This is a genomic window from Streptomyces sp. NPDC024017, from assembly GCF_040638895.1.
Classification (GTDB): domain Bacteria; phylum Actinomycetota; class Actinomycetes; order Streptomycetales; family Streptomycetaceae; genus Streptomyces.
The window spans coordinates 520117-537151 of record NZ_JBEZYZ010000005.1; the positions used below are offsets into that span (position 1 = coordinate 520117).

Below are 17035 nucleotides of genomic sequence, written 5' to 3' on the forward strand. Positions count from 1 at the left end.
TGGAGTTGTGGGGGGCGTGACTGAGCCTCACGCCACTCGTGGTGCGGTGAGAATAGAAAGGTCTGGACCACCGGTCAATAGGTCTGGACCACCACGCGCCGAACTCGGATCAGACACCCAACTCCTGGGCCAGCACCGCGGCTTGCACCCGGCTCCGCAGCCCCAGCTTCCCCAGCAGTCTGCTGACGTGGGTCTTCACGGTCGCCTCGGCCATGTCGAGCCGCTCCGCGATGCCCGCGTTGGACAGACCCTCGCCTAGGCAGGCCAGCACCTCGCGCTCCCGCCGGGTCAGCTGGTCGAGCACCGCCGGGTCGGCCGCGGGCTCCCGGGCGGGCTTGGCGGCGAACTCCGCGATCAGCCGCCGGGTCACCGCCGGGGCGATCAGCCCCTCCCCGCGCGCGACCGTCCGCACGGCCTCCAGCAGCTCCCTCGCCTCGGTGTTCTTGAGGAGGAAGCCGGACGCGCCCGCCCGCAGCGCCCCGAAGACGTACTCGTCGAGGTCGAAGGTGGTCAGCACCAGCACGTCGGCCAGGTGCTCCGCGACGACCTGCCGGGTCGCCGACACCCCGTCCAGACGTGGCATCTGAACGTCCATCAGCACCAGGTCCGGCCGCAGCTCGCGGGCCAGCGCCACCGCCTGCTCGCCGTCCGCGGCCTCGCCGACCACCTCGATGTCGGGCGCGCTGCGCAGGATGAGGACCAGGCCCGCGCGGACGGCGGACTGGTCCTCGGCGACCAGGACGCGGATCATGCGGTGTCTCCTTCGACGATGTCGGTGACGGGCAGGGCCGCGCGTACGACCCAGATCTTGCCGTCCGGCGAGTCCTCGGGGCCTGCCTCGAACGTGCCGTCCAGCAGCGCGGTGCGTTCCCGCATGCCGACCAGACCGGCGCCGGAGCCGGGGGCGCTCGGCCCGTCCCGGTCGCCGTAGGGGCTGGTCACCGCGACGGTCAGCAGCCCGTCCCGCTGGGCGAGGGACACCGCGACCCGGCCGGGTGCGGCGTGCTTGAGGGCGTTGGTGAGGGACTCCTGGACGATGCGGTAGGCGGCGAGTTCGAAGGGCGCGGGAACCGTGCCGTGAGCGACGTCGAGCGTGACGTCCAGGCCGTTGGTGCGGGCACCCTCGACCAGGGCGCCGAGTCCGTCGAGGGTCGGGGCGGCGGCCGGCTCGGTGTCTCCGCTGGAGTCGCGCAGGATGCCGATCAGCCGCCGCATCTCCGAGAGCCCCTGCACGCTGTTCTCACGGATGACCACCAGCGCCTCCTGGGAGGTCTTCGGGTCGTCGAGGGAGAGCGCGGCGGTGGAGTGGATGGCGATCGCGGAGAGGTGGTTGGCGACCATGTCGTGCAGTTCGCGGGCCATCCGCGCGCGTTCGGCGGTGACGGCCTGGGTGCGGTCCATCTCGGCGAGCAGCGCGGTCTGTTCGGCGCGCAGCCGGGCCGCCACGGCGGCGTCCCGGTGGTTGCGGACGATCAGGCCGGTGGCCGCGGGCGCGAACGCCACGAGACCGGTGACCACACCGATCAGCAGTGCCTCGGGTTCACGCCACAGCGCGAACGGCACCACGGTCCCCGCCACCGACAGCAGCCCCGTGATCCGCGGGATGCGGTGGGCCGAGGCGGGCGGGCCGTACAGGACGGCCGCGTACATGAGGTCGGTGTACATCAGGACCGTCACCAGGTTGCCCTGGGTGAGGACGTCCACGACGATCGCGGCCGTGCCGGTCAGCAGGGCGATGCGCGGGGCGGTCCGGCGCAGCAACTCGCAACCGGCCATGACGGCCAGCGGCAGCAGGACCGGCCAGCGTCCGGGCAGGAGCACGTACGGCTCGGTGTGCGGACGGGTGGCCAGGCCCAGGCCCCACAGCAGCAGCCCGCCGAGCAGCCCGCCCAGCGCGACGTGGACGTCGAAGCGGTGCGGGCGGGGGAGTCGTACGGCCATGGCACCATCCAACACGGCTGCCGTGCCCCGCGCGTGATCCCCGCGTAGGGTCCCCGACTGCATCTTTCGATGTACCGCGGGTTCGTCAGTCGCGACGACGATTCGGGCCGCGCCGGCCGGGAGCCTGGAAGGGTGACCGAGAGGAGCGAACCGTGATCGTCGCCTTGATCGCAGCCTGCGAGATCGGCTTCTGGGTGCTGCTGGCGGCCGGGCTGTCCGTCCGCTATCTGCTGCGCATGCCGCGCACCGGACTGGCGCTGCTGCTGTGCGAGCCGCTGCTGGAGGTCGTCCTGCTGGTCGCCACCGCGCTGGACCTGAAGAACGGCGCCGACCCGAACTGGACGCACGGTCTTGCCGCGCTGTACATCGGCTACACCGTCGGCCACGGCCACCGCACCGTGAAGTGGCTCGACGGCCACGCGGCCCACCGGCTCGGCGGCGGCCCGCCCCCGCCGAAGCCGCCGCGCTACGGCATGGCCCGGGCGCGCCACGAGGGCAAGGTGTGGCTGGGGACGCTGACGGCGGCCGTCGTCGCGACGGTGCTGCTCCAGCTCGCCATCTGGTACGTGGACGACCCGAGCCGCGTCACCTCCCTGGAGAACTGGCGCTGGGTGGCCTGGCGCACGGCCGGGATCCACGGCCTGATCGCGCTGAGCTACGCGATCTGGCCGCGGAAGGCTCCGGCGGGTGAGCCGGAGGTCACGCCGGAGAAGGAGGGGGCGCAGCGATGAGCAAGGCTCGCGGGAACCTGGTGGAGGGGGTCGTCACCTTCGTGATCGGCCTCGGGCTGTGGCTGTTCACCGGCGATGTGGAGGTCCCCGTCGTCACCCTCACGAAGGTCGGCATCGTGATGATGTGCGTCGGCGGTGTGCTGGTCGCCTCCGGCCTGTGGCAGGAGGCACGCGGCAAGAGCTGACTAACGCTCCCCGCCCGGTACCCACAGCACATCGCCGACCTCCTTGTTCGCCGTCCTGGCGAGGATGAACAGGAGGTCGGAGAGGCGGTTGAGGTAGGTGGCCGTCAGCGGGTTCATGACCTCGCCGTGGACCTCCAGGGCCGCCCAGGTCGAGCGTTCCGCTCGGCGGACCACCGTGCAGGCCTGGTGGAGCAGGGCCGCGCCCGGGGTGCCGCCCGGGAGGATGAAGGAGCGGAGCTTCTCCACCTCTTCGAGGAAGCGGTCGCAGTCCGCCTCCAGCTTGTCGATGTAGAACTGCTCGACCCGCAGGGGCGGGAACCCGGGGTTCTCCACCACCGGCGTCGAGAGGTCCGCACCCACGTCGAACAGGTCGTTCTGGACGCGGGTGAGGACCGTGACGATCTCCTCGTCCAGGCCGCCCAGTGCGATGGCCGTGCCGATCGCCGCGTTCGCCTCGTTGGCGTCGGCGTACGCGGCGATCCGCAGGTCGGTCTTGGCGACCCGGCTCATGTCGCCGAGGGCGGTGGTGCCCTGGTCGCCGGTCCTGGTGTAGATGCGCGTCAGATTGACCATGCCGCCAGCGTAGTTACGCTCCGGCGGTTCGGAACACGCGTGTGCCCACTGTCACGGCCAGCGCGGTGAAGCCGACGGCCACCAGGACGCCGTACACCATGTGCTCCGTGGCGTACGAGCCGACGTAGGCGTCCCGGACCGCGTCCACCAGATAGCGGAACGGTACGAAGTGGGACAGCACGTCCAGCCACTTCGGTCCCAGTGTCATCGGCAGCATCAGGCCGGACAGGAGCATCATCGGCATCGTCATGGCGTTGACCGCCGGGCCGAACTCCTGCGGGGTGCGGACCTTCATCGCCAGCGCGTACGACAGCGCGGCCAGCGACACCGTCAGCAGCGCGACGAACGCGAAGCCGATCAGGACGCCCGCGAGCGGGGCCCGCAGGCCCATCGCCAGGGCCGCCAGCACCAGCAGCACCGCCTGGAAGACGAACACGGTCGCGTCCCGCAGGACCCGCCCCAGCAGCAGGGCGAGCCGGCTGACGGGCGTCACCCGCATCCGCTCCACTACCCCCTGACCCTTCTCGATGATGATCGAGAAGCCCGCGAAGGACGCTCCGAACAGACCGAGTTGCAGCAGCAGCCCGGGCACCAGCACCTGCCACGAGCTGCCCTGTCCGCCCAGCGGCAGATCCGTCAGCAGCGGACCGAAGAACAGCAGGTACAGCAGCGGCATCAGGACGCCGAAGAGCAGTGCGAACCGGGAACGCAGGGACTGGCGTAGGTAGCGCCCGTAGACGAGCGCGGTGTCGTGCAACAGCATCGTGAGTCCTCTGGCGTCTATACGGCGACGGGGGTCTGGTCGGCCGGCGCGGCATTGCGGCCGGTGATGGCGAGGAAGGTGTCCTGGAGCGAGGCGTCGAGCGAGCCGCCGTACTCGAGCTTCAGCGCGCTCGGGGTGCCCTCGGCGACGACCACGCCCTGGTCGACGATCACCAGCCGGTCGGAGAGGGCGTCGGCCTCGTCGAGGTAGTGGGTGGTCAGGAAGACGGTGGTGCCGTACGTGTCGCGCAGCCGGCGCACCAGGTCCCACAGGTCGGCGCGGCTGCCCGGGTCGAGACCGGTGGTCGGCTCGTCGAGGAACAGCACCTTCGGGCGGTGGGTGAGCGCCATCGCGATGTCCAGGCGGCGCCGCTGCCCGCCGGAGAGGGCGGCGCACTTGCGGTCGAGCAGCTCGGTGAGGTTCAGGTCGCGGGCCAGTTCCCCGGCGCGCTCGACGGCCTCGGTCTTCGACAGGCGGTACAGCCGCCCCTGGGTGACCAGCTCCTCCCGCACGGTGATCTGCGGGTCGACCCCGCCGGACTGCGCCACGTACCCGCAGGCCCGTCGCACCCCGGCGGGGTCGCTCGCCAGGTCGTGACCCGCGACGGTGGCGGCGCCGCCGGTCGGCTCCAGCAGGGTCGTCAGCATCCGCAGGGTCGTCGTCTTGCCGGCCCCGTTCGGGCCGAGGAAGCCGAGGATCTCGCCCTCGCGGACGGTCAGGTCGATACCGCGCACGGCCTCCACGGGGCCGCGTTTCGTCTGGAAGGTACGGGCCAGGCCGGCCGTACTGATGATTGCCATGGCCCTAGAAAAACAGAGTCTCTTAAAGTTTGCAATGACCCCAAGTTTTCAGAGCCACCAGGGAAGCTAGGATTCGGACATGGCTGAGGGGCTCAGGGAGCGGAAGAAGCGCGAGACCAGGCAGCGCATCTCGGACATCGCCACCGGGCTGTTCCTGGAGCACGGGTTCGTGACGGTGACGATCGCGGACGTGGCGGAAGCGGCCGACGTCTCCGTGAACACCGTCTACAACTATTTCCCGGCCAAAGAGGACCTCTTCTTCGACCGCTCCCAGGGCGTCGTCGGCCGGCTCTCCCGCTGGGTGCGCGGCCGGGACGCGGGGGAGTCGGCCGCCCGGGCGGTGCTGCGCGAACTGCGCGCCGAGATCGAGGCCGTCTCACCCCGGATGGGCCTCATCGAGGGCTATGACCGTTTCATGCGCTGCATCGACGAGGCCCCGCCGCTGCGCTCCCGGCTGTGGAGCATTCAGCAGGAGGTCCAGGACAACCTGGAGGCGACCCTCCGCGAGGAGGCGGGCGCCGAGGACGGCGACCCGCTGCCGAGGCTGATCTCCGGTCAGATCTGCTGGGTCCACGGCACCGTCTTCGTCTCGATCGGCCGCGAGATGGCCCAGGGGCGCAACCCGGACGAAGTGTCACGGGAGATGCTCGTCCTCCTCGACGACATCGAGGAGCTGTTGAGCGAGAAGGTGCTCAACTACGCCGTACGAGGCGCCGCATGACCCGCGCCGGTGTGATGTCCGTCATGTGAGACGTGACGCGCATTACTTACTGGTCACACAGCCCCTCACGAGCGCTAGTGTCCGCCCGAGAGCAGACATGAGCAGCGCGTCAGGGGAGTCGCACAGTGGCACGGAAGCTTGCCGTCATCGGAGCCGGCCTCATGGGATCCGGCATCGCCCAGGTCTCCGCACAGGCGGGCTGGGAGGTGGTCCTGCGTGACGTCACCGACGAGGCGCTGACGCGGGGCACCGACGGCATCAAGGCGTCGTACGACAAGTTCGTCGCCAAGGGCAAGCTGGAGGCGCACGACGCCGACGCCGCCCTGGCCCGCATCACCGCGACCACCGACCTGGACGCCGTGGCCGACGCGGACGTCGTCGTCGAGGCCGTCTTCGAGAAGCTCGAGATCAAGCACGAGATCTTCCGCGCGCTCGACAAGATCGTGAAGGACGAGGCGATCCTCGCGTCCAACACCTCCGCCATCCCGATCACCAAGATCGCGGCAGCGACGGAGCGCCCGGAGCGTGTCGTCGGCACGCACTTCTTCTCGCCGGTGCCGATGATGCAGCTGTGCGAACTCGTCCGCGGCTACAAGACCAGCGACGAAACCCTCGCCAAGGCCCGGGAGTTCGCCGAGTCGGTCGGCAAGACCTGCATCGTCGTCAACCGCGACGTCGCAGGCTTCGTGACGACCCGTCTCATCTGCGCCCTGGTCGTCGAGGCCGCGAAGCTGCAGGAGTCGGGCGTGGCCAGCGCCGAGGACATCGACCTCGCCTGCAAGCTGGGCTTCGGCCACGCCATGGGTCCGCTGGCGACGGCGGACCTGACGGGCGTCGACATCCTGCTGCACGCCACGAACAACATCTACACCGAGTCGCAGGACGAGAAGTTCGCGGCCCCCGAGTCGATGCGCCGGATGGTTGACGCCGGTGACATCGGGCGCAAGAGCGGGCAGGGCTTCTACAAGCACTGAAACCGCACATGCCCCGGGGGCCATCACCCCCCAGGGTGAATTCGGTATCGGTTCGCTTACAAGAAGCAACCTCTGGCTCCTCCACACAGTCAGAGGTTGCATCACCCACATCCAGAACGCGGAGCACGATTCGCACGCACGGGGAGCACATATGTACATCAGGGGCGACCACGCCGAGCTGGTCGTCGGGGGCCGCCTCGACGTCCGGAGCGCGGCGGACGCCCGTACGGTCCTGCACTCGGCCGTCGACGACGGAGTCGGCGACCTCGTGCTGGACCTGTCCGAATTGGACTCCTGGGACGCCACCGGACTGGGCGTGATCATGGGGGCCCACCGGCGGGCCGGCCGCTGCGGCCGGCGTCTGGTGCTGCGCGGAGTACCGCCGCAGATGCAGCGCCTGCTGGTGGCCACCCGCCTGCACCGGATCCTGGCGATCGAGGGCGGCATCGGGGTGGAGACCCTTCCCCGCGTGTGACGCTTCGTACGGGTGTGAGCCGGGCGACCGGGGAGACCCGGACGCACGTCGTCGAATCGTGCGACGCGCACAATCCTCACGAGACCGTGACGTTACGGACGGCGCGGTACCCCGGACTGTCGTAGATACTGTGCGAAGGTTTAGGGTTCGGCTGCCCGCTGCCTTGACACCCTTCGGCGGGACCGGACCAGAAGCGACAGCGCGGTGTGCAGCAAGGCCGGGAGGGGCTTTTCAGGCACACACACGCTTTTGGGGGGCTTGACCTATGGATCCTGACAACCAGGGACCCGAGGAGTACGGCCACGACGGTGACGGCCCTGCGCCGCGCCAGCGCCCTCCCAGGGAATCCCTCGCACCCGACTTCGGGCAGCACGCGCCGGCGCTCGCCCGCACAGTGCAGCTCGTCTCCGGCGATTTCCTGCTGACCGTCAACCCCGTCGACGGCAGCGAGATAGAAGTCTGCCCGCCCACCGAGCGTCCCGCCCGGCCCGTGAAGCTCACCGCGGCCGAGCGCGCCGAGGCCGAGCGCGCGGCCCGCCCGCCCGTCCCGCCCGGCCCCCCGCAGCCCGCCCTGCCGCTGCTGGCCCGCCAGGACGAGCGCGAGCACCTGGTGCGCCTGCTCGCCCGCGGCCGCTCCACCCGCCTCACCGGCGCGGCCGGCTCCGGCCGCACCCGGCTCCTCGACCTCGTCGCCGAGGACTGCTCCGACCTCGCCCCCGACGGCGTCGTCCGCCTCAACGGCTTCGGGCGCACCTCCGGCGATCTGCTGTACGACCTGTTCCACGCGGTGTACAGCGCCCCCCTGCACCGCCCGGACCGGGACGAACTGCTCACCTACGTCCGTGAGATCGGCGCGGTCGTCGTCCTCGACGACCTGGAGTTCGGCGGCGCCGCGCTCGACGAGCTGCTGGAGGCCACGCCCGAGTGCGCCTTCCTGCTCGGCGCCACCCCGGACGTGCCGGCCCCCTCCGCCGACGCCGGTGTCGAGGAGGTCCTCCTCGGCGGACTGGAGCGCGCGGCCGGGCTCGACCTGCTGGAGCACGCCGTCGGCCGGACCCTCACCGAGGACGAGTCCAACTGGGCGGGCGACCTCTGGTTCGAGTCCGAGGGCCTGCCGCTGCGCTTCGTCCAGGCCGGCGCCCTGCTGCGGCAGCGCGACCGGATGCGTGCCGGCACCGGTGCCGTCGACGAGTTCGGCGTCTTCGAGGACGCACCCCCGGCCGACACCGCCGGGGCCTACGACCTCGGCGACGACGTGCCGCTGCCCGCGCTCGGCGAGGCCGCCGCGCCCGCTCCGCTGCTCGCCTCCCGGCTGAGCGCCTCCGCCCGCGCCACCCTGCGGTTCGCCGTCGCCCTCGGTGGCGAGGTCCCGCACCAGGCGCATCTGCCCGCCCTGGTCGGCGACACCCACGCGGACGCCGCGCTCGGCGAACTGGCCGCCTGCGGCCTGGTCTCCCCGGTCGGCTCCCGCTACCGCCTCGCGGCCGGCGTGCCGGCCCAGCTGGAGGCCGCCGGGTACGCCGACGAGGCCGAGTCCCGTGCCCGCAGCGCCGCTCAGCACTACTCCTGGTGGGCCGGGCACCCCTCGGTCACCCCGGAACGCGTGTGCGGCGAGGCCGACGCGGTCCTCGCCGCCCTGGCCGTCCTCGGCCCGGCCACCCGGCCGCCCGCCGAGGGCGAGGAGAGCGCGGCCGTGCACCTGGCCCGCACCGCCGCCCCCGCGTTCGCCGCCGGACTGCACTGGAGCGCCTGGGAGCGGGCCCTGCGGTCCGGCGCCGAGGCCGCCCGGCTCGCCGGGGACGTCGCCGAAGAGGCCTACTTCCACCACGAGCTCGGCATCCGCGCCCTGTGCGGGGGGCAGCTCGACCGGGCCCGCGCCGAGCTGGAGGCCTCCATCGGCCTGCGCGGCGCGCTCGCCGACAAGCGCGGCACCGTCGCCGGCCGCCGTGCCCTCGCCCTGGTCGCCGACCGCTCGGGCACACCGCTCGGGCTCGGGCCGACCGCGGGGGAGGAGGTGCCCGACGCCCGTGACGAGGAGTCGGCGTCCCCGCCCGGAGGTGTTCCGGCGGCCTTCCCGACGCTCCAGCACCCGCCGTCCCCGGCCCTGGTCACCCACCGCAGCTCGCCCTCGCCCTCGCGGGGGGCCTCGCCCGCACCCTCCCGGGCGGCCCGGGGCGGCCTCAAGGGCCTGGCCCGGCGCAACCTCGTGGCCTCCGGTGCCGGTGCCCTGCTCGTCGCGGTCCTGGGCACGGTGGTGACGCTCGGCGCCACCTCCGACAAGGATCAGAACCCGCCGTCCGACCAGGTCGGCGTCAACCCGTCCGCCAGCCAGGGCATCAACGACGGCAGCCTCGGAGCCGACCAGCCGGTCAGCGACAGCAACGGCGACACGGCCCCGGCGACCAACCGCCCGACCGACCCGGGCCCGGACGGCACGCTCGGCACGTCGGACGACCCGACGCCGTCGGACTCCCCGAGCGGTTCGCAGGACCCGAGTGACCCGGCGTCGACGTCCAAGCCGCCGACGTCCTCGAAGCCGCCGTCCACGTCCAAGCCGCCGACGACGTCCAAGCCCCCCACGACGTCCAAGCCGCCGACGTCGAAGCCGCCGACGTCCGAGCCGCCGACCTCGCAACCGCCCACCTCCGTGCCGCCCACCTCGGCGCCGCCGACGACCAGCCCGTCCACCTCCGACTCGGCCAGCGGTCCGGCGCCGAGCACCACCGCGAGCGCGTCGCAGAGCACCACGGGCACGCCGAGCGGCCCGGACACGGTGATCTGACACCCGTACACACGGCAGGGCCGGGTCCGCGCAACGGACCCGGCCCTGTTCGTCGTCGTACGGACCGTCAGAACAGCCGCAGCTTGTCGTCCTCGATGCCCCGCAGCGCGTCGTAGTCGAGGACCTGGCAGCCGATGCCGCGGTCGGTCGCGAGGACGCGGGCCTGGGGCTTGATCTCCTGGGCCGCGAAGACACCGCGCACCGGGGCGAGATGGGGATCGCGGTTCAGCAGCTCCAGATAGCGCGTGAGCTGCTCCACGCCGTCGATCTCACCGCGTCGCTTGATCTCCACCGCGACGGTCTTGCCGTCGGCGTCCCGGCACAGGATGTCGACCGGCCCGATGGCCGTCGGGTACTCGCGGCGGATCAGCGTGTAGCCGTCGCCGAGTGTCTCGATGCGGTCGGCGAGCAGCTCCTGGAGGTGCGCTTCCACGCCGTCCTTGATCAGGCCGGGATCGACGCCCAGTTCGTGCGAGGAGTCGTGGAGGACTTCCTCCATCGTGATGATGAGCTTCTCGCCCGCCTTGTTGACGACGGTCCAGACGCCCTCTTCCTCGCCGGTGCCCTCCTTCAGCGTGCAGGGCGGCGACATCCAGTTCAGGGGCTTGTAGGCCCGGTCGTCGGCATGGATCGAGACGCTGCCGTCCGCCTTCACCAGGATCAGGCGCGGGGCCGAGGGAAGGTGGGCGGTGAGCCGCCCGGCGTAGTCCACGGAGCAGCGGGCAATGACGAGACGCATGGTCGGCAACGCTACTCGACGGGCACCTGTCCACGCGATTCGCCCTGGAAAACACGTGTTCGGTAATGGCCGATTGTGTGCACGGTGTGCTCAGCGAGAGTGTCTCATCTGCGCATTTTCCTGGTGCCGTCACCGTACGGTGCTTACCGTATGAACGGGAGGTCGCGGTGCGTGTACGCAGCGTGTCCGGTGTCGCGAACTCCCTTATCTGTCCGGCAACCCCTGCTCGTCGGGGGTGCGAGAGGAGAACTCATGTCGCTCGACGTCTCACCGGCCCTACTCGAACAGGCCGAGCGAGGCGAGGTCGACGAAGCGGAATTCGTCGACTGCGTCCGGACCTCCCTGCCCTATGCGTGGGAGATGATCAGCTCACTGGTGGCCCAGCTGAAGGTGGACGGCGGCGCGTTCGCCGACAACCAGACGCCCCCGCCGGACGAGCAGGCACGCGGTCAGCTGCTGCGTGCGCTTGCGAGTGACGCGATACGCGGCGCGCTGCAACGGCACTTCGGTGTACGACTTGCCTTCCAGAACTGCCACCGGGTGGCCGTGTTCCCGCTCGACTCCTCGGTGGACGAGAAACTGGGCCGCTTCACCTCGGTCCGCAGCCAGGTGCTGAACCAGTCGCCCGAGTTCCGGGACTGCTGACGCGGCGCCACTTGCTTGCCGCTCCGTACGCGGGAGGTGCAGTTCTGTACCGGAGCGGCAAGCCCCCAGGAATCCACCGCGCTCTCACACGAGTTGGGGGAGCACCTCGGCGCCCAGCCGCCGCACGTTCTCCTCGGTCGCCGCCAGGTCCCCGGAGCCCTCGACGAGCAGCGCGAAGCGGGAGATTCCCGTCCGCTCGCTGGTCGCCGCCAGCCGGTCCGCGCACAGCCGCGGAGTGCCCACCGGGTGCAGCCCGCAGAGCAGTTCCGTGTATGCGAGCGGGTCGCGCATCCGGCGCGTACGCCCGTCGACCGTGACATGCGCCTCCAGGCCTTGCTTCAGCCAGCCCGGCATCGCCTTCATGAGGGTCTCCGCCGCGTCGACCCGCCGGTCCGCGATCTGGCAGACGCCGGCCGACACATGGGACGCGCCCCGGATCTCCTCCGGCGACCGGCCACAGGCGCGCGCGTGCTGCCGCCACAGCGCGACCATCTCGGCCTTCTCCTCGTCCCCCACGTGCATCCCGAGCAGCATCGACAGGCCCCGCTCGGCGGCGAGCCGCACGCTCGCCGGCGATGTGCAGGCGACGACGAGCTCGGGTCCCGCGGCCTCCGTCAGGGCCTCCGACGGCCGGGGCACCACCGGGACTTCACGGAAGCGGAAGCGCTCCCCGTCGGCCGCCACGGACGACTCGCGCAGCCACCGCACCAGAAGCTCCAGGGACTCCGGGAACCCCTTCTCGTACGCCTCCAGACCCGCGCCGAACACCTCCAGGTCGATCCACGGCCCGCCGCGTCCGACGCCGAGCGTGAAACGGCCGCCGCTCGTGTGGTGCAGCAGCGCGGCCTGTTCGCCGAGGGCCACGGGGTGGACGGTGGGCAGGACGCTGACCGCCGTACCGACCCGGATGCGGCGGGTGCGGCCCAGCAGCAAGGCGGCCAGGGTGATGGCCGACGGGCACGTGCCGTACGGCACGAAGTGGTGCTCGGCCAGCCAGACGGTGTCGAGCCCGGCCTCCTCGGCCACCTCGGCCGAGCGGACCGCGCGGTGCAGCGCCTCTCCCTCGCCCTGACCGGGGAACTGGGCCGCCAACACGAAACTTCCAACGCGCATTGCTTTCCTGCTTCCTTGGCTCCGACACGGAGCTCCCCCACAGCGCATAACCGTCTGACACGTGCCGAGGACACGGCCGGGCGGAGTGTTTTGCGGATTGTCTGCAGAATGGGGCGTTCCGCCGGGAGTCCGGGGGAGGGCACCCGGCCCGTCCGCCGCGCCCGTGAGGGACTTATGGCGTTTGGTGCCGTACGTGTACCGTTCCTAGAGACTGAGCGGGAGTGAGTCCTGGTGCCAGGGCTCATGCTCAGCCGGACGCCCTGAACGGTGTTGGGCGTCCTGGTTCCCCGCGTTCGCTCCGTATCCGGCGCGCACGGATCGTGTCCGTGGTCCGGGAATGCGGGGGCGGGGTTCCTCACACCCGGGAATGTCGGATCTGGCCTGGGCGGTCCGATGCCCCTGCTCATCACTCCGGTGAGCAGGGGGCGGTGCCGTCCGTCGCCGGATCGGGTGCCCCAGGGCGCGCCTGCCGATCGCCACGGCTGCCGCGTCGTGGCGAGTGGTCGTGCGGTTGTGGGTGGTAAGAGGTTTCTGCCAGTGCTGGGCGCCCCACTTGGAGGTGTAGGCGGGGTCGACGGCGACGACGGTGATGCCGAGTTCGGCCGCCATCGACACCAGCCGGGCCCGCAGCCTGGAGGTGGGCATGCCGGAGATGAGGTTGCGGAACTTCTTGCGGCGGCCGTGCTTCTCGCGGGTCTTCTCGGCGGTGAAGTCGAGGTCTTCGATCGCGATCGCGAGGTGGTGGCGTTCGGCGAAGTGCAGCAGGCGGATCAGGGCGTGGCGGATCTGGGCGTCGCGATGCTGTGCGGTGCCGGACAGGTCGTAGTCGAACCGGCAGGGCTCGCCGACAGGGTTGCCGTGCGCGTCGAGGCGCCAGGCGGCCAGGTGGTCGGCGTTGGTGTCGACACCAACCAGCCCGCCAGCGCGGGCCGCCGCCAAGGGCGCGGTCTTCACCGGGGGAATCGTCCACGAGGCGGTCAGGTACCAGCGTCCGCGTGCGGTGTCTTCGTGGATGCGGTAGGCGGCGGCTCGGTTCGCCTGGATGCGGTCGCGCCACTGGTCGCCCCGGTGCGCGAAGGCCACCGTTGAGGCGAGCACGTACCGGTCGTGCGGGGCGTTCGCCAGATGTGCCAACGGGGTGGGGAGTTTGATCGAGACCTCGCCGCCGGGGGTGACGCGGATGGTCTCGTTGCCGAACCGCTTGCCGCTCTCGCCGTCGGCTGCGAGGAACCGGCGCCCGGCCTGCCACCGCGTGCGCCACTGTTCCTCGCTCAGCTGGGCAGTCTGCAGGTGGTGGCGGGTGTTCAAGAGCCGCTTCCCGCCGCGCACCACATGCACGCGCCCGGTCTCCCAGTCTGCCCGGGCCGCCTGGAGCCGGTCGGTGAGCACGTGCAGGCGGCGCGTCTTGGCGAACCACTCCCGCTTGCTGCGGTAGCCACCCGGAGCCCGCTTGCTGCCCGCCTCACCGACTGGGAGGGACAGCCGGTGCGCGATCGTGCGCACCCCTGCCTGAAGGCTCTGGATGTGTGCCAGCTGGCTGCGTCGGGCCAGCGCCCACTGATCGTGGGTGGCCTTCGTGATCGACCCGGCCCACCGCGAAGAGGACGCCTGTGTCAGAGCCCGCTTACGCTCGGCCCACTGCTCAGTGTCATGCTCCAGCCCTGCCGCGCACCGCATCTTCAGGTCCAGGCAAGCCAGCCTGCCCAGATGGTCACCGACCAGACGCAGCACTTTCTCGTCCTCGGCAGTCAGGTGCTTGAGCCGGTCCCGGACCGCAACCCCGCAAGGGCCGGGCACCACGAACGGCGCCCCAACGCTCCGCAGCCCGCTCAATCCCCTCACCCCCGCCCAGCGCTGACCCACCCATCCCTCAGCACGTCTCAACGACCACCACGGGCAAAAGGTCACACATTCGACAGAAGAACCTGCGTTCCCGCCCAGGGGTCCGCACGCGCCACAACACGGACACTCGCCCATACACGCCTGTGCGCAGTCAACCGTCGGGAGCCCAGAACCCCCGTGCGCGCCGCGTAGGCTGGACGCCGCCCGTGCTTCCTGTATAGCCCCGAGAGGTGTCCCGTGTCCCCGCGTCGCAACCGACCCAAGGGCGCCGCTTCGTCCGGCCGGAGCGTCGAGGACGACCGCCCCGGCCGCTACGGCGGCTGGCAGTCTTCGGAGCACTGGCAGGGCGAGAACTGGAGCGTACGGCACGTGGCTGGCGCGAGCGCGCAGGGCAAGTCCTACCGCTGCCCCGGCTGCGACCAGATGATCCCCGACGGGGTGCCGCACGTGGTGGCATGGTCGGAGCACACGGGCGTCGACGACCGCCGGCACTGGCACAAGGCCTGCTGGAACGCGCGGGACCGCCGCACCCCGGGGGTGCAGCGGTCCCGTAACGCGCCGAGATTCTGACCGGACTCAGACGTCCCGCTTCTCCAGCAGCGCGAAGGCGCCGGCGAACGCGACGGCCGTGGCGCCGAGGATGATCCACAGCGGGTCCCAGCCGGACGGGCCGGACTGGCTGAGGGAGTTGGCGTAGAAGACGCTGAGCTGGTTCGGGATCGAGTACTCGAACAGGGCGTCGCGCACCCCCTCCAGGGACTCCGAGAACATGAACAGCGCGATCACCAGCGGGGCCAGCACGGCGCCGATCATGATGGTGATGGCGCCGGCCGAGTGCCGGATGATCGAGCCGACGAGGAGCGAGAGCAGACCGAGCAGCGCGATGTAGAGCGCGATGCCGACCGTGCCCTTCAGCCACTCACCGCCGGTCGGTTCCTTGGCGCCGTTGCCCTCCAGCATGGCCACGTGCAGGAAGGCGACGAGGGAGCCGGCCACCAGCGTCACCACGAACGCGACCAGGAAGAACACGATGGCCTTCGCCGCCAGCACGCGTCCGCGGCTCGGGCACGCGACCATCGTGGTGCGGATCATGCCGGTGCCGTACTCCGAGGCCGTGGTCAGCACGCCGAGCGTGATGATGCACATGCTGCCGAGCAGCAGGCCGAAGAAGCCGAGGGACAGCGCGTTCTCGCCGGACAGGTCCGAGGAGGAGCTCGACACCACGATGCCGGTCAGCAGACCGATGCCGACCACGAGCAGGACGAACACGCCGAGCGTCCACATCGTGGAGCGCACCGACCTGATCTTCGTCCACTCGGAGGCGATGGCGTTGCCGAGGTGCGTGCGCACGACCGGGATCGGCGAGGTGTAGCCAGTGCTGCCGGCGTACGGGGCGGAACCGGGCGCCGCCTGCCAGGCGGGCGCGGCCTGCGGCGTCTGGGACTGGGGGCTGCTCATCGGGCGTCCTCGGGCTTGGTCAGGTCGGAGGTCGGGGCGGCGGCGGGCTGGGCGGCGGGAGCCGGGGATTCCTGCGGCGCGGACTGCGCGCCACCCTGGGGCGCCTGGGGCGCGGGCTGGACGTACGGGTTGGGCGTTCCCGCCCCGGGGGCGCCAGGGGCGCTCGGAGCGGCGCCGGGTGCTCCCGGGGCGCCGTAGGGGCCCGCCGGAGCCTGGCCCGGCGCGCCCTGCGGCGGGGTCGGGAACGGCTGTCCGCCCTGCTGGGGCGGCGGCGGGGCGTACCAGCCCGGCTGGCCCTGCCCGGGCACCGGCATCGGCGGCTGCGCGCCGGGCGGCAGCGGCTGCTGGAACCCTTCCTTCTGGTCGACCGTCGAGCGGTAGTCGACGGCGCCCTGCGTCATCCGCATGTACGCCTCCTCCAGGGAGGCCTGGTGGGGCGACAGCTCCCACAGCCGTACGTCGTGGTCGTGCGCGATGTCGCTGATCCGGGGGAGCGGCAGCCCGGTCACCCGCAGCGCGCCGTCCTGCTCGGGCATGACGTGTCCGCCCGACTCGGTGAGCGCGGCCGACAGCTTCTCGCGCTGCTGCGGCTCGCTGTCCGGCGTCCGCACGCGCGCGAAGTCCGCGGAGTTCGCCGAGATGAACGCGGTCACGCTCATGTCGGCGAGCAGCTGACCGCGCCCGATGACGATGAGGTGGTCGGCGGTCAGCGCCATCTCGCTCATCAGGTGGGAGGAGACGAAGACCGTACGGCCCTCCGCCGCCAGCGCCTTCATCAGGTTGCGCACCCAGAGGATGCCCTCGGGGTCCAGGCCGTTGACCGGCTCGTCGAACAGCAGCACCTGCGGGTCGCCGAGCAGCGCCGCCGCGATGCCGAGCCGCTGGCCCATGCCGAGGGAGAACCCCTTGGACCGCTTCTTGGCCACGTCCTGCAGGCCGACGACCCCGAGCACCTCGTCGACCCGCCTGGCCGGGATGCCCGAGAGCTGGGCCAGGGACAGCAGGTGGTTGCGGGCCGAGCGGCCGCCGTGCACCGCCTTGGCGTCCAGCAGGGCGCCGACCTGACGGGCGGCGTTGGGCAGTCTGCGGTACGGATAGCCGCCGATCGTCACATGCCCGGCCGACGGGTTGTCCAGGCCGAGGATCATCCGCATCGTCGTCGACTTGCCCGAGCCGTTCGGCCCGAGGAAGCCGGTGACGGCTCCGGGCCGCACCTGGAAGGAAAGGTTGTACACAGCGGTCTTGTCGCCATAGCGCTTCGTCAGGCCGACTGCTTCGATCATGCTCCGCACC

General features: G+C 71.4%; 18 protein-coding genes. 8 read left to right on the plus strand and 10 right to left on the minus strand.

The annotated features are described in order from the left end of the window. Positions 1–109: 109 nt before the first annotated feature. Entirely contained in the window at positions 110–751 is a 642-nt protein-coding gene (locus AB0G20_RS16635) for a response regulator transcription factor (RefSeq protein WP_361302201.1), read from the minus strand. Then, positions 748–1941, minus strand: coding sequence for a histidine kinase (locus AB0G20_RS16640; RefSeq protein WP_361302204.1), 1194 nt, complete (start codon positions 1939–1941; stop codon positions 748–750). Before AB0G20_RS16640 ends, AB0G20_RS16635 begins: the two co-directional genes overlap by 4 nt. Before the next feature lie 152 nt (positions 1942–2093). Between AB0G20_RS16640 and AB0G20_RS16645 the strand changes: the two genes are divergently transcribed. After that, positions 2094–2672: a hypothetical protein gene (locus AB0G20_RS16645; protein ID WP_361302207.1), complete on the plus strand. Its 579-nt coding sequence runs from the start codon at positions 2094–2096 to the stop codon at positions 2670–2672. Beyond that, positions 2669–2857 carry a DUF5708 family protein gene (locus AB0G20_RS16650; protein ID WP_361302210.1) on the plus strand — a complete coding sequence of 63 codons (189 nt, stop codon included), beginning with the start codon at positions 2669–2671 and terminating at the stop codon, positions 2855–2857. Before AB0G20_RS16645 ends, AB0G20_RS16650 begins: the two co-directional genes overlap by 4 nt. Here AB0G20_RS16650 and AB0G20_RS16655 read toward each other — a convergent pair whose 3' ends face one another. From AB0G20_RS16655 to AB0G20_RS16665, 3 genes are read right to left on the minus strand one after another with little or no spacing between them, the layout of a single operon-like run. Next, complete coding sequence (locus AB0G20_RS16655; protein WP_361302213.1) at positions 2858–3430, minus strand: cob(I)yrinic acid a,c-diamide adenosyltransferase; 573 nt, start codon at positions 3428–3430, stop codon at positions 2858–2860. It lies immediately after the preceding gene. Positions 3431–3443: 13 nt separating this feature from the next. Continuing rightward, complete coding sequence (locus tag AB0G20_RS16660; RefSeq protein ID WP_361302216.1) at positions 3444–4193, minus strand: ABC transporter permease; 750 nt, start codon at positions 4191–4193, stop codon at positions 3444–3446. A 17-nt stretch (positions 4194–4210) separates the two neighbouring features. Next, entirely contained in the window at positions 4211–4993 is a 783-nt protein-coding gene (locus tag AB0G20_RS16665; protein WP_361302219.1) for an ATP-binding cassette domain-containing protein, read from the minus strand. A gap of 79 nt (positions 4994–5072) precedes the next feature. On the opposite strand from AB0G20_RS16665, the gene AB0G20_RS16670 reads away from it, so the two are divergent. From AB0G20_RS16670 to AB0G20_RS16685, 4 genes are all read left to right on the plus strand, one after another. After that, a complete protein-coding gene (locus AB0G20_RS16670; RefSeq protein WP_361302223.1) occupies positions 5073–5714 on the plus strand; it encodes a TetR/AcrR family transcriptional regulator in 642 nt (213 codons plus the stop codon). Between the two features lie 125 nt (positions 5715–5839). Then, complete coding sequence (locus AB0G20_RS16675; protein ID WP_361302226.1) at positions 5840–6688, plus strand: 3-hydroxyacyl-CoA dehydrogenase family protein; 849 nt, start codon at positions 5840–5842, stop codon at positions 6686–6688. Between the two features lie 151 nt (positions 6689–6839). Continuing rightward, complete coding sequence (locus AB0G20_RS16680) at positions 6840–7163, plus strand: STAS domain-containing protein (RefSeq protein ID WP_030246483.1); 324 nt, start codon at positions 6840–6842, stop codon at positions 7161–7163. Between the two features lie 265 nt (positions 7164–7428). Then, complete coding sequence (locus tag AB0G20_RS16685; RefSeq protein WP_361302230.1) at positions 7429–9945, plus strand: ATP-binding protein; 2517 nt, start codon at positions 7429–7431, stop codon at positions 9943–9945. Positions 9946–10012: 67 nt separating this feature from the next. Here the strand turns inward: AB0G20_RS16685 and nucS are convergent, their stop codons facing one another. Further along, a complete protein-coding gene (gene nucS / locus AB0G20_RS16690) occupies positions 10013–10684 on the minus strand; it encodes an endonuclease NucS (protein ID WP_030854272.1) in 672 nt (223 codons plus the stop codon). 252 nt (positions 10685–10936) lie between these two features. On the opposite strand from nucS, the gene AB0G20_RS16695 reads away from it, so the two are divergent. Beyond that, a complete protein-coding gene (locus tag AB0G20_RS16695; protein ID WP_030246492.1) occupies positions 10937–11329 on the plus strand; it encodes an SCO5389 family protein in 393 nt (130 codons plus the stop codon). 84 nt (positions 11330–11413) lie between these two features. Here AB0G20_RS16695 and AB0G20_RS16700 read toward each other — a convergent pair whose 3' ends face one another. Together AB0G20_RS16700 and AB0G20_RS16705 are read right to left on the minus strand one after the other, a co-directional pair. Beyond that, entirely contained in the window at positions 11414–12442 is a 1029-nt protein-coding gene (locus tag AB0G20_RS16700) for an LLM class flavin-dependent oxidoreductase (protein ID WP_361302235.1), read from the minus strand. Between the two features lie 204 nt (positions 12443–12646). Next, positions 12647–14275: an IS200/IS605 family accessory protein TnpB-related protein gene (locus tag AB0G20_RS16705; protein ID WP_361302238.1), complete on the minus strand. Its 1629-nt coding sequence runs from the start codon at positions 14273–14275 to the stop codon at positions 12647–12649. 246 nt (positions 14276–14521) lie between these two features. On the opposite strand from AB0G20_RS16705, the gene AB0G20_RS16710 reads away from it, so the two are divergent. Beyond that, entirely contained in the window at positions 14522–14854 is a 333-nt protein-coding gene (locus tag AB0G20_RS16710; protein WP_361302241.1) for an ATP/GTP-binding protein, read from the plus strand. A gap of 6 nt (positions 14855–14860) precedes the next feature. Here AB0G20_RS16710 and AB0G20_RS16715 read toward each other — a convergent pair whose 3' ends face one another. Together AB0G20_RS16715 and AB0G20_RS16720 are read right to left on the minus strand one after the other, a co-directional pair. Continuing rightward, a complete protein-coding gene (locus AB0G20_RS16715) occupies positions 14861–15742 on the minus strand; it encodes an ABC transporter permease subunit (protein WP_361302244.1) in 882 nt (293 codons plus the stop codon). Beyond that, entirely contained in the window at positions 15739–17025 is a 1287-nt protein-coding gene (locus tag AB0G20_RS16720; protein ID WP_361302247.1) for an ABC transporter ATP-binding protein, read from the minus strand. The genes AB0G20_RS16715 and AB0G20_RS16720 overlap by 4 nt, the downstream gene beginning before the upstream one ends. Positions 17026–17035 lie beyond the last annotated feature (10 nt).

Excerpts from the sequence above, each read along its gene's own strand:
- AB0G20_RS16635 (WP_361302201.1), bottom strand. The coding sequence starts at position 751 with ATGATCCGCGTCCTGGTCGCCGAGGACCAGTCCGCCGTCCGCGCGGGC.
- AB0G20_RS16640 (WP_361302204.1), bottom strand. The coding sequence starts at position 1,941 with ATGGCCGTACGACTCCCCCGCCCGCACCGCTTCGACGTCCACGTCGCG.
- AB0G20_RS16650 (WP_361302210.1), top strand. The coding sequence starts at position 2,669 with ATGAGCAAGGCTCGCGGGAACCTGGTGGAGGGGGTCGTCACCTTCGTG.
- AB0G20_RS16655 (WP_361302213.1), bottom strand. The coding sequence starts at position 3,430 with ATGGTCAATCTGACGCGCATCTACACCAGGACCGGCGACCAGGGCACC.
- AB0G20_RS16660 (WP_361302216.1), bottom strand. The coding sequence starts at position 4,193 with ATGCTGTTGCACGACACCGCGCTCGTCTACGGGCGCTACCTACGCCAG.
- AB0G20_RS16665 (WP_361302219.1), bottom strand. The coding sequence starts at position 4,993 with ATGGCAATCATCAGTACGGCCGGCCTGGCCCGTACCTTCCAGACGAAA.
- AB0G20_RS16670 (WP_361302223.1), top strand. The coding sequence starts at position 5,073 with ATGGCTGAGGGGCTCAGGGAGCGGAAGAAGCGCGAGACCAGGCAGCGC.
- AB0G20_RS16680 (WP_030246483.1), top strand. The coding sequence starts at position 6,840 with ATGTACATCAGGGGCGACCACGCCGAGCTGGTCGTCGGGGGCCGCCTC.
- AB0G20_RS16685 (WP_361302230.1), top strand. The coding sequence starts at position 7,429 with ATGGATCCTGACAACCAGGGACCCGAGGAGTACGGCCACGACGGTGAC.
- nucS (WP_030854272.1), bottom strand. The coding sequence starts at position 10,684 with ATGCGTCTCGTCATTGCCCGCTGCTCCGTGGACTACGCCGGGCGGCTC.
- AB0G20_RS16695 (WP_030246492.1), top strand. The coding sequence starts at position 10,937 with ATGTCGCTCGACGTCTCACCGGCCCTACTCGAACAGGCCGAGCGAGGC.
- AB0G20_RS16700 (WP_361302235.1), bottom strand. The coding sequence starts at position 12,442 with ATGCGCGTTGGAAGTTTCGTGTTGGCGGCCCAGTTCCCCGGTCAGGGC.
- AB0G20_RS16715 (WP_361302244.1), bottom strand. The coding sequence starts at position 15,742 with ATGAGCAGCCCCCAGTCCCAGACGCCGCAGGCCGCGCCCGCCTGGCAG.
- AB0G20_RS16720 (WP_361302247.1), bottom strand. The coding sequence starts at position 17,025 with ATGATCGAAGCAGTCGGCCTGACGAAGCGCTATGGCGACAAGACCGCT.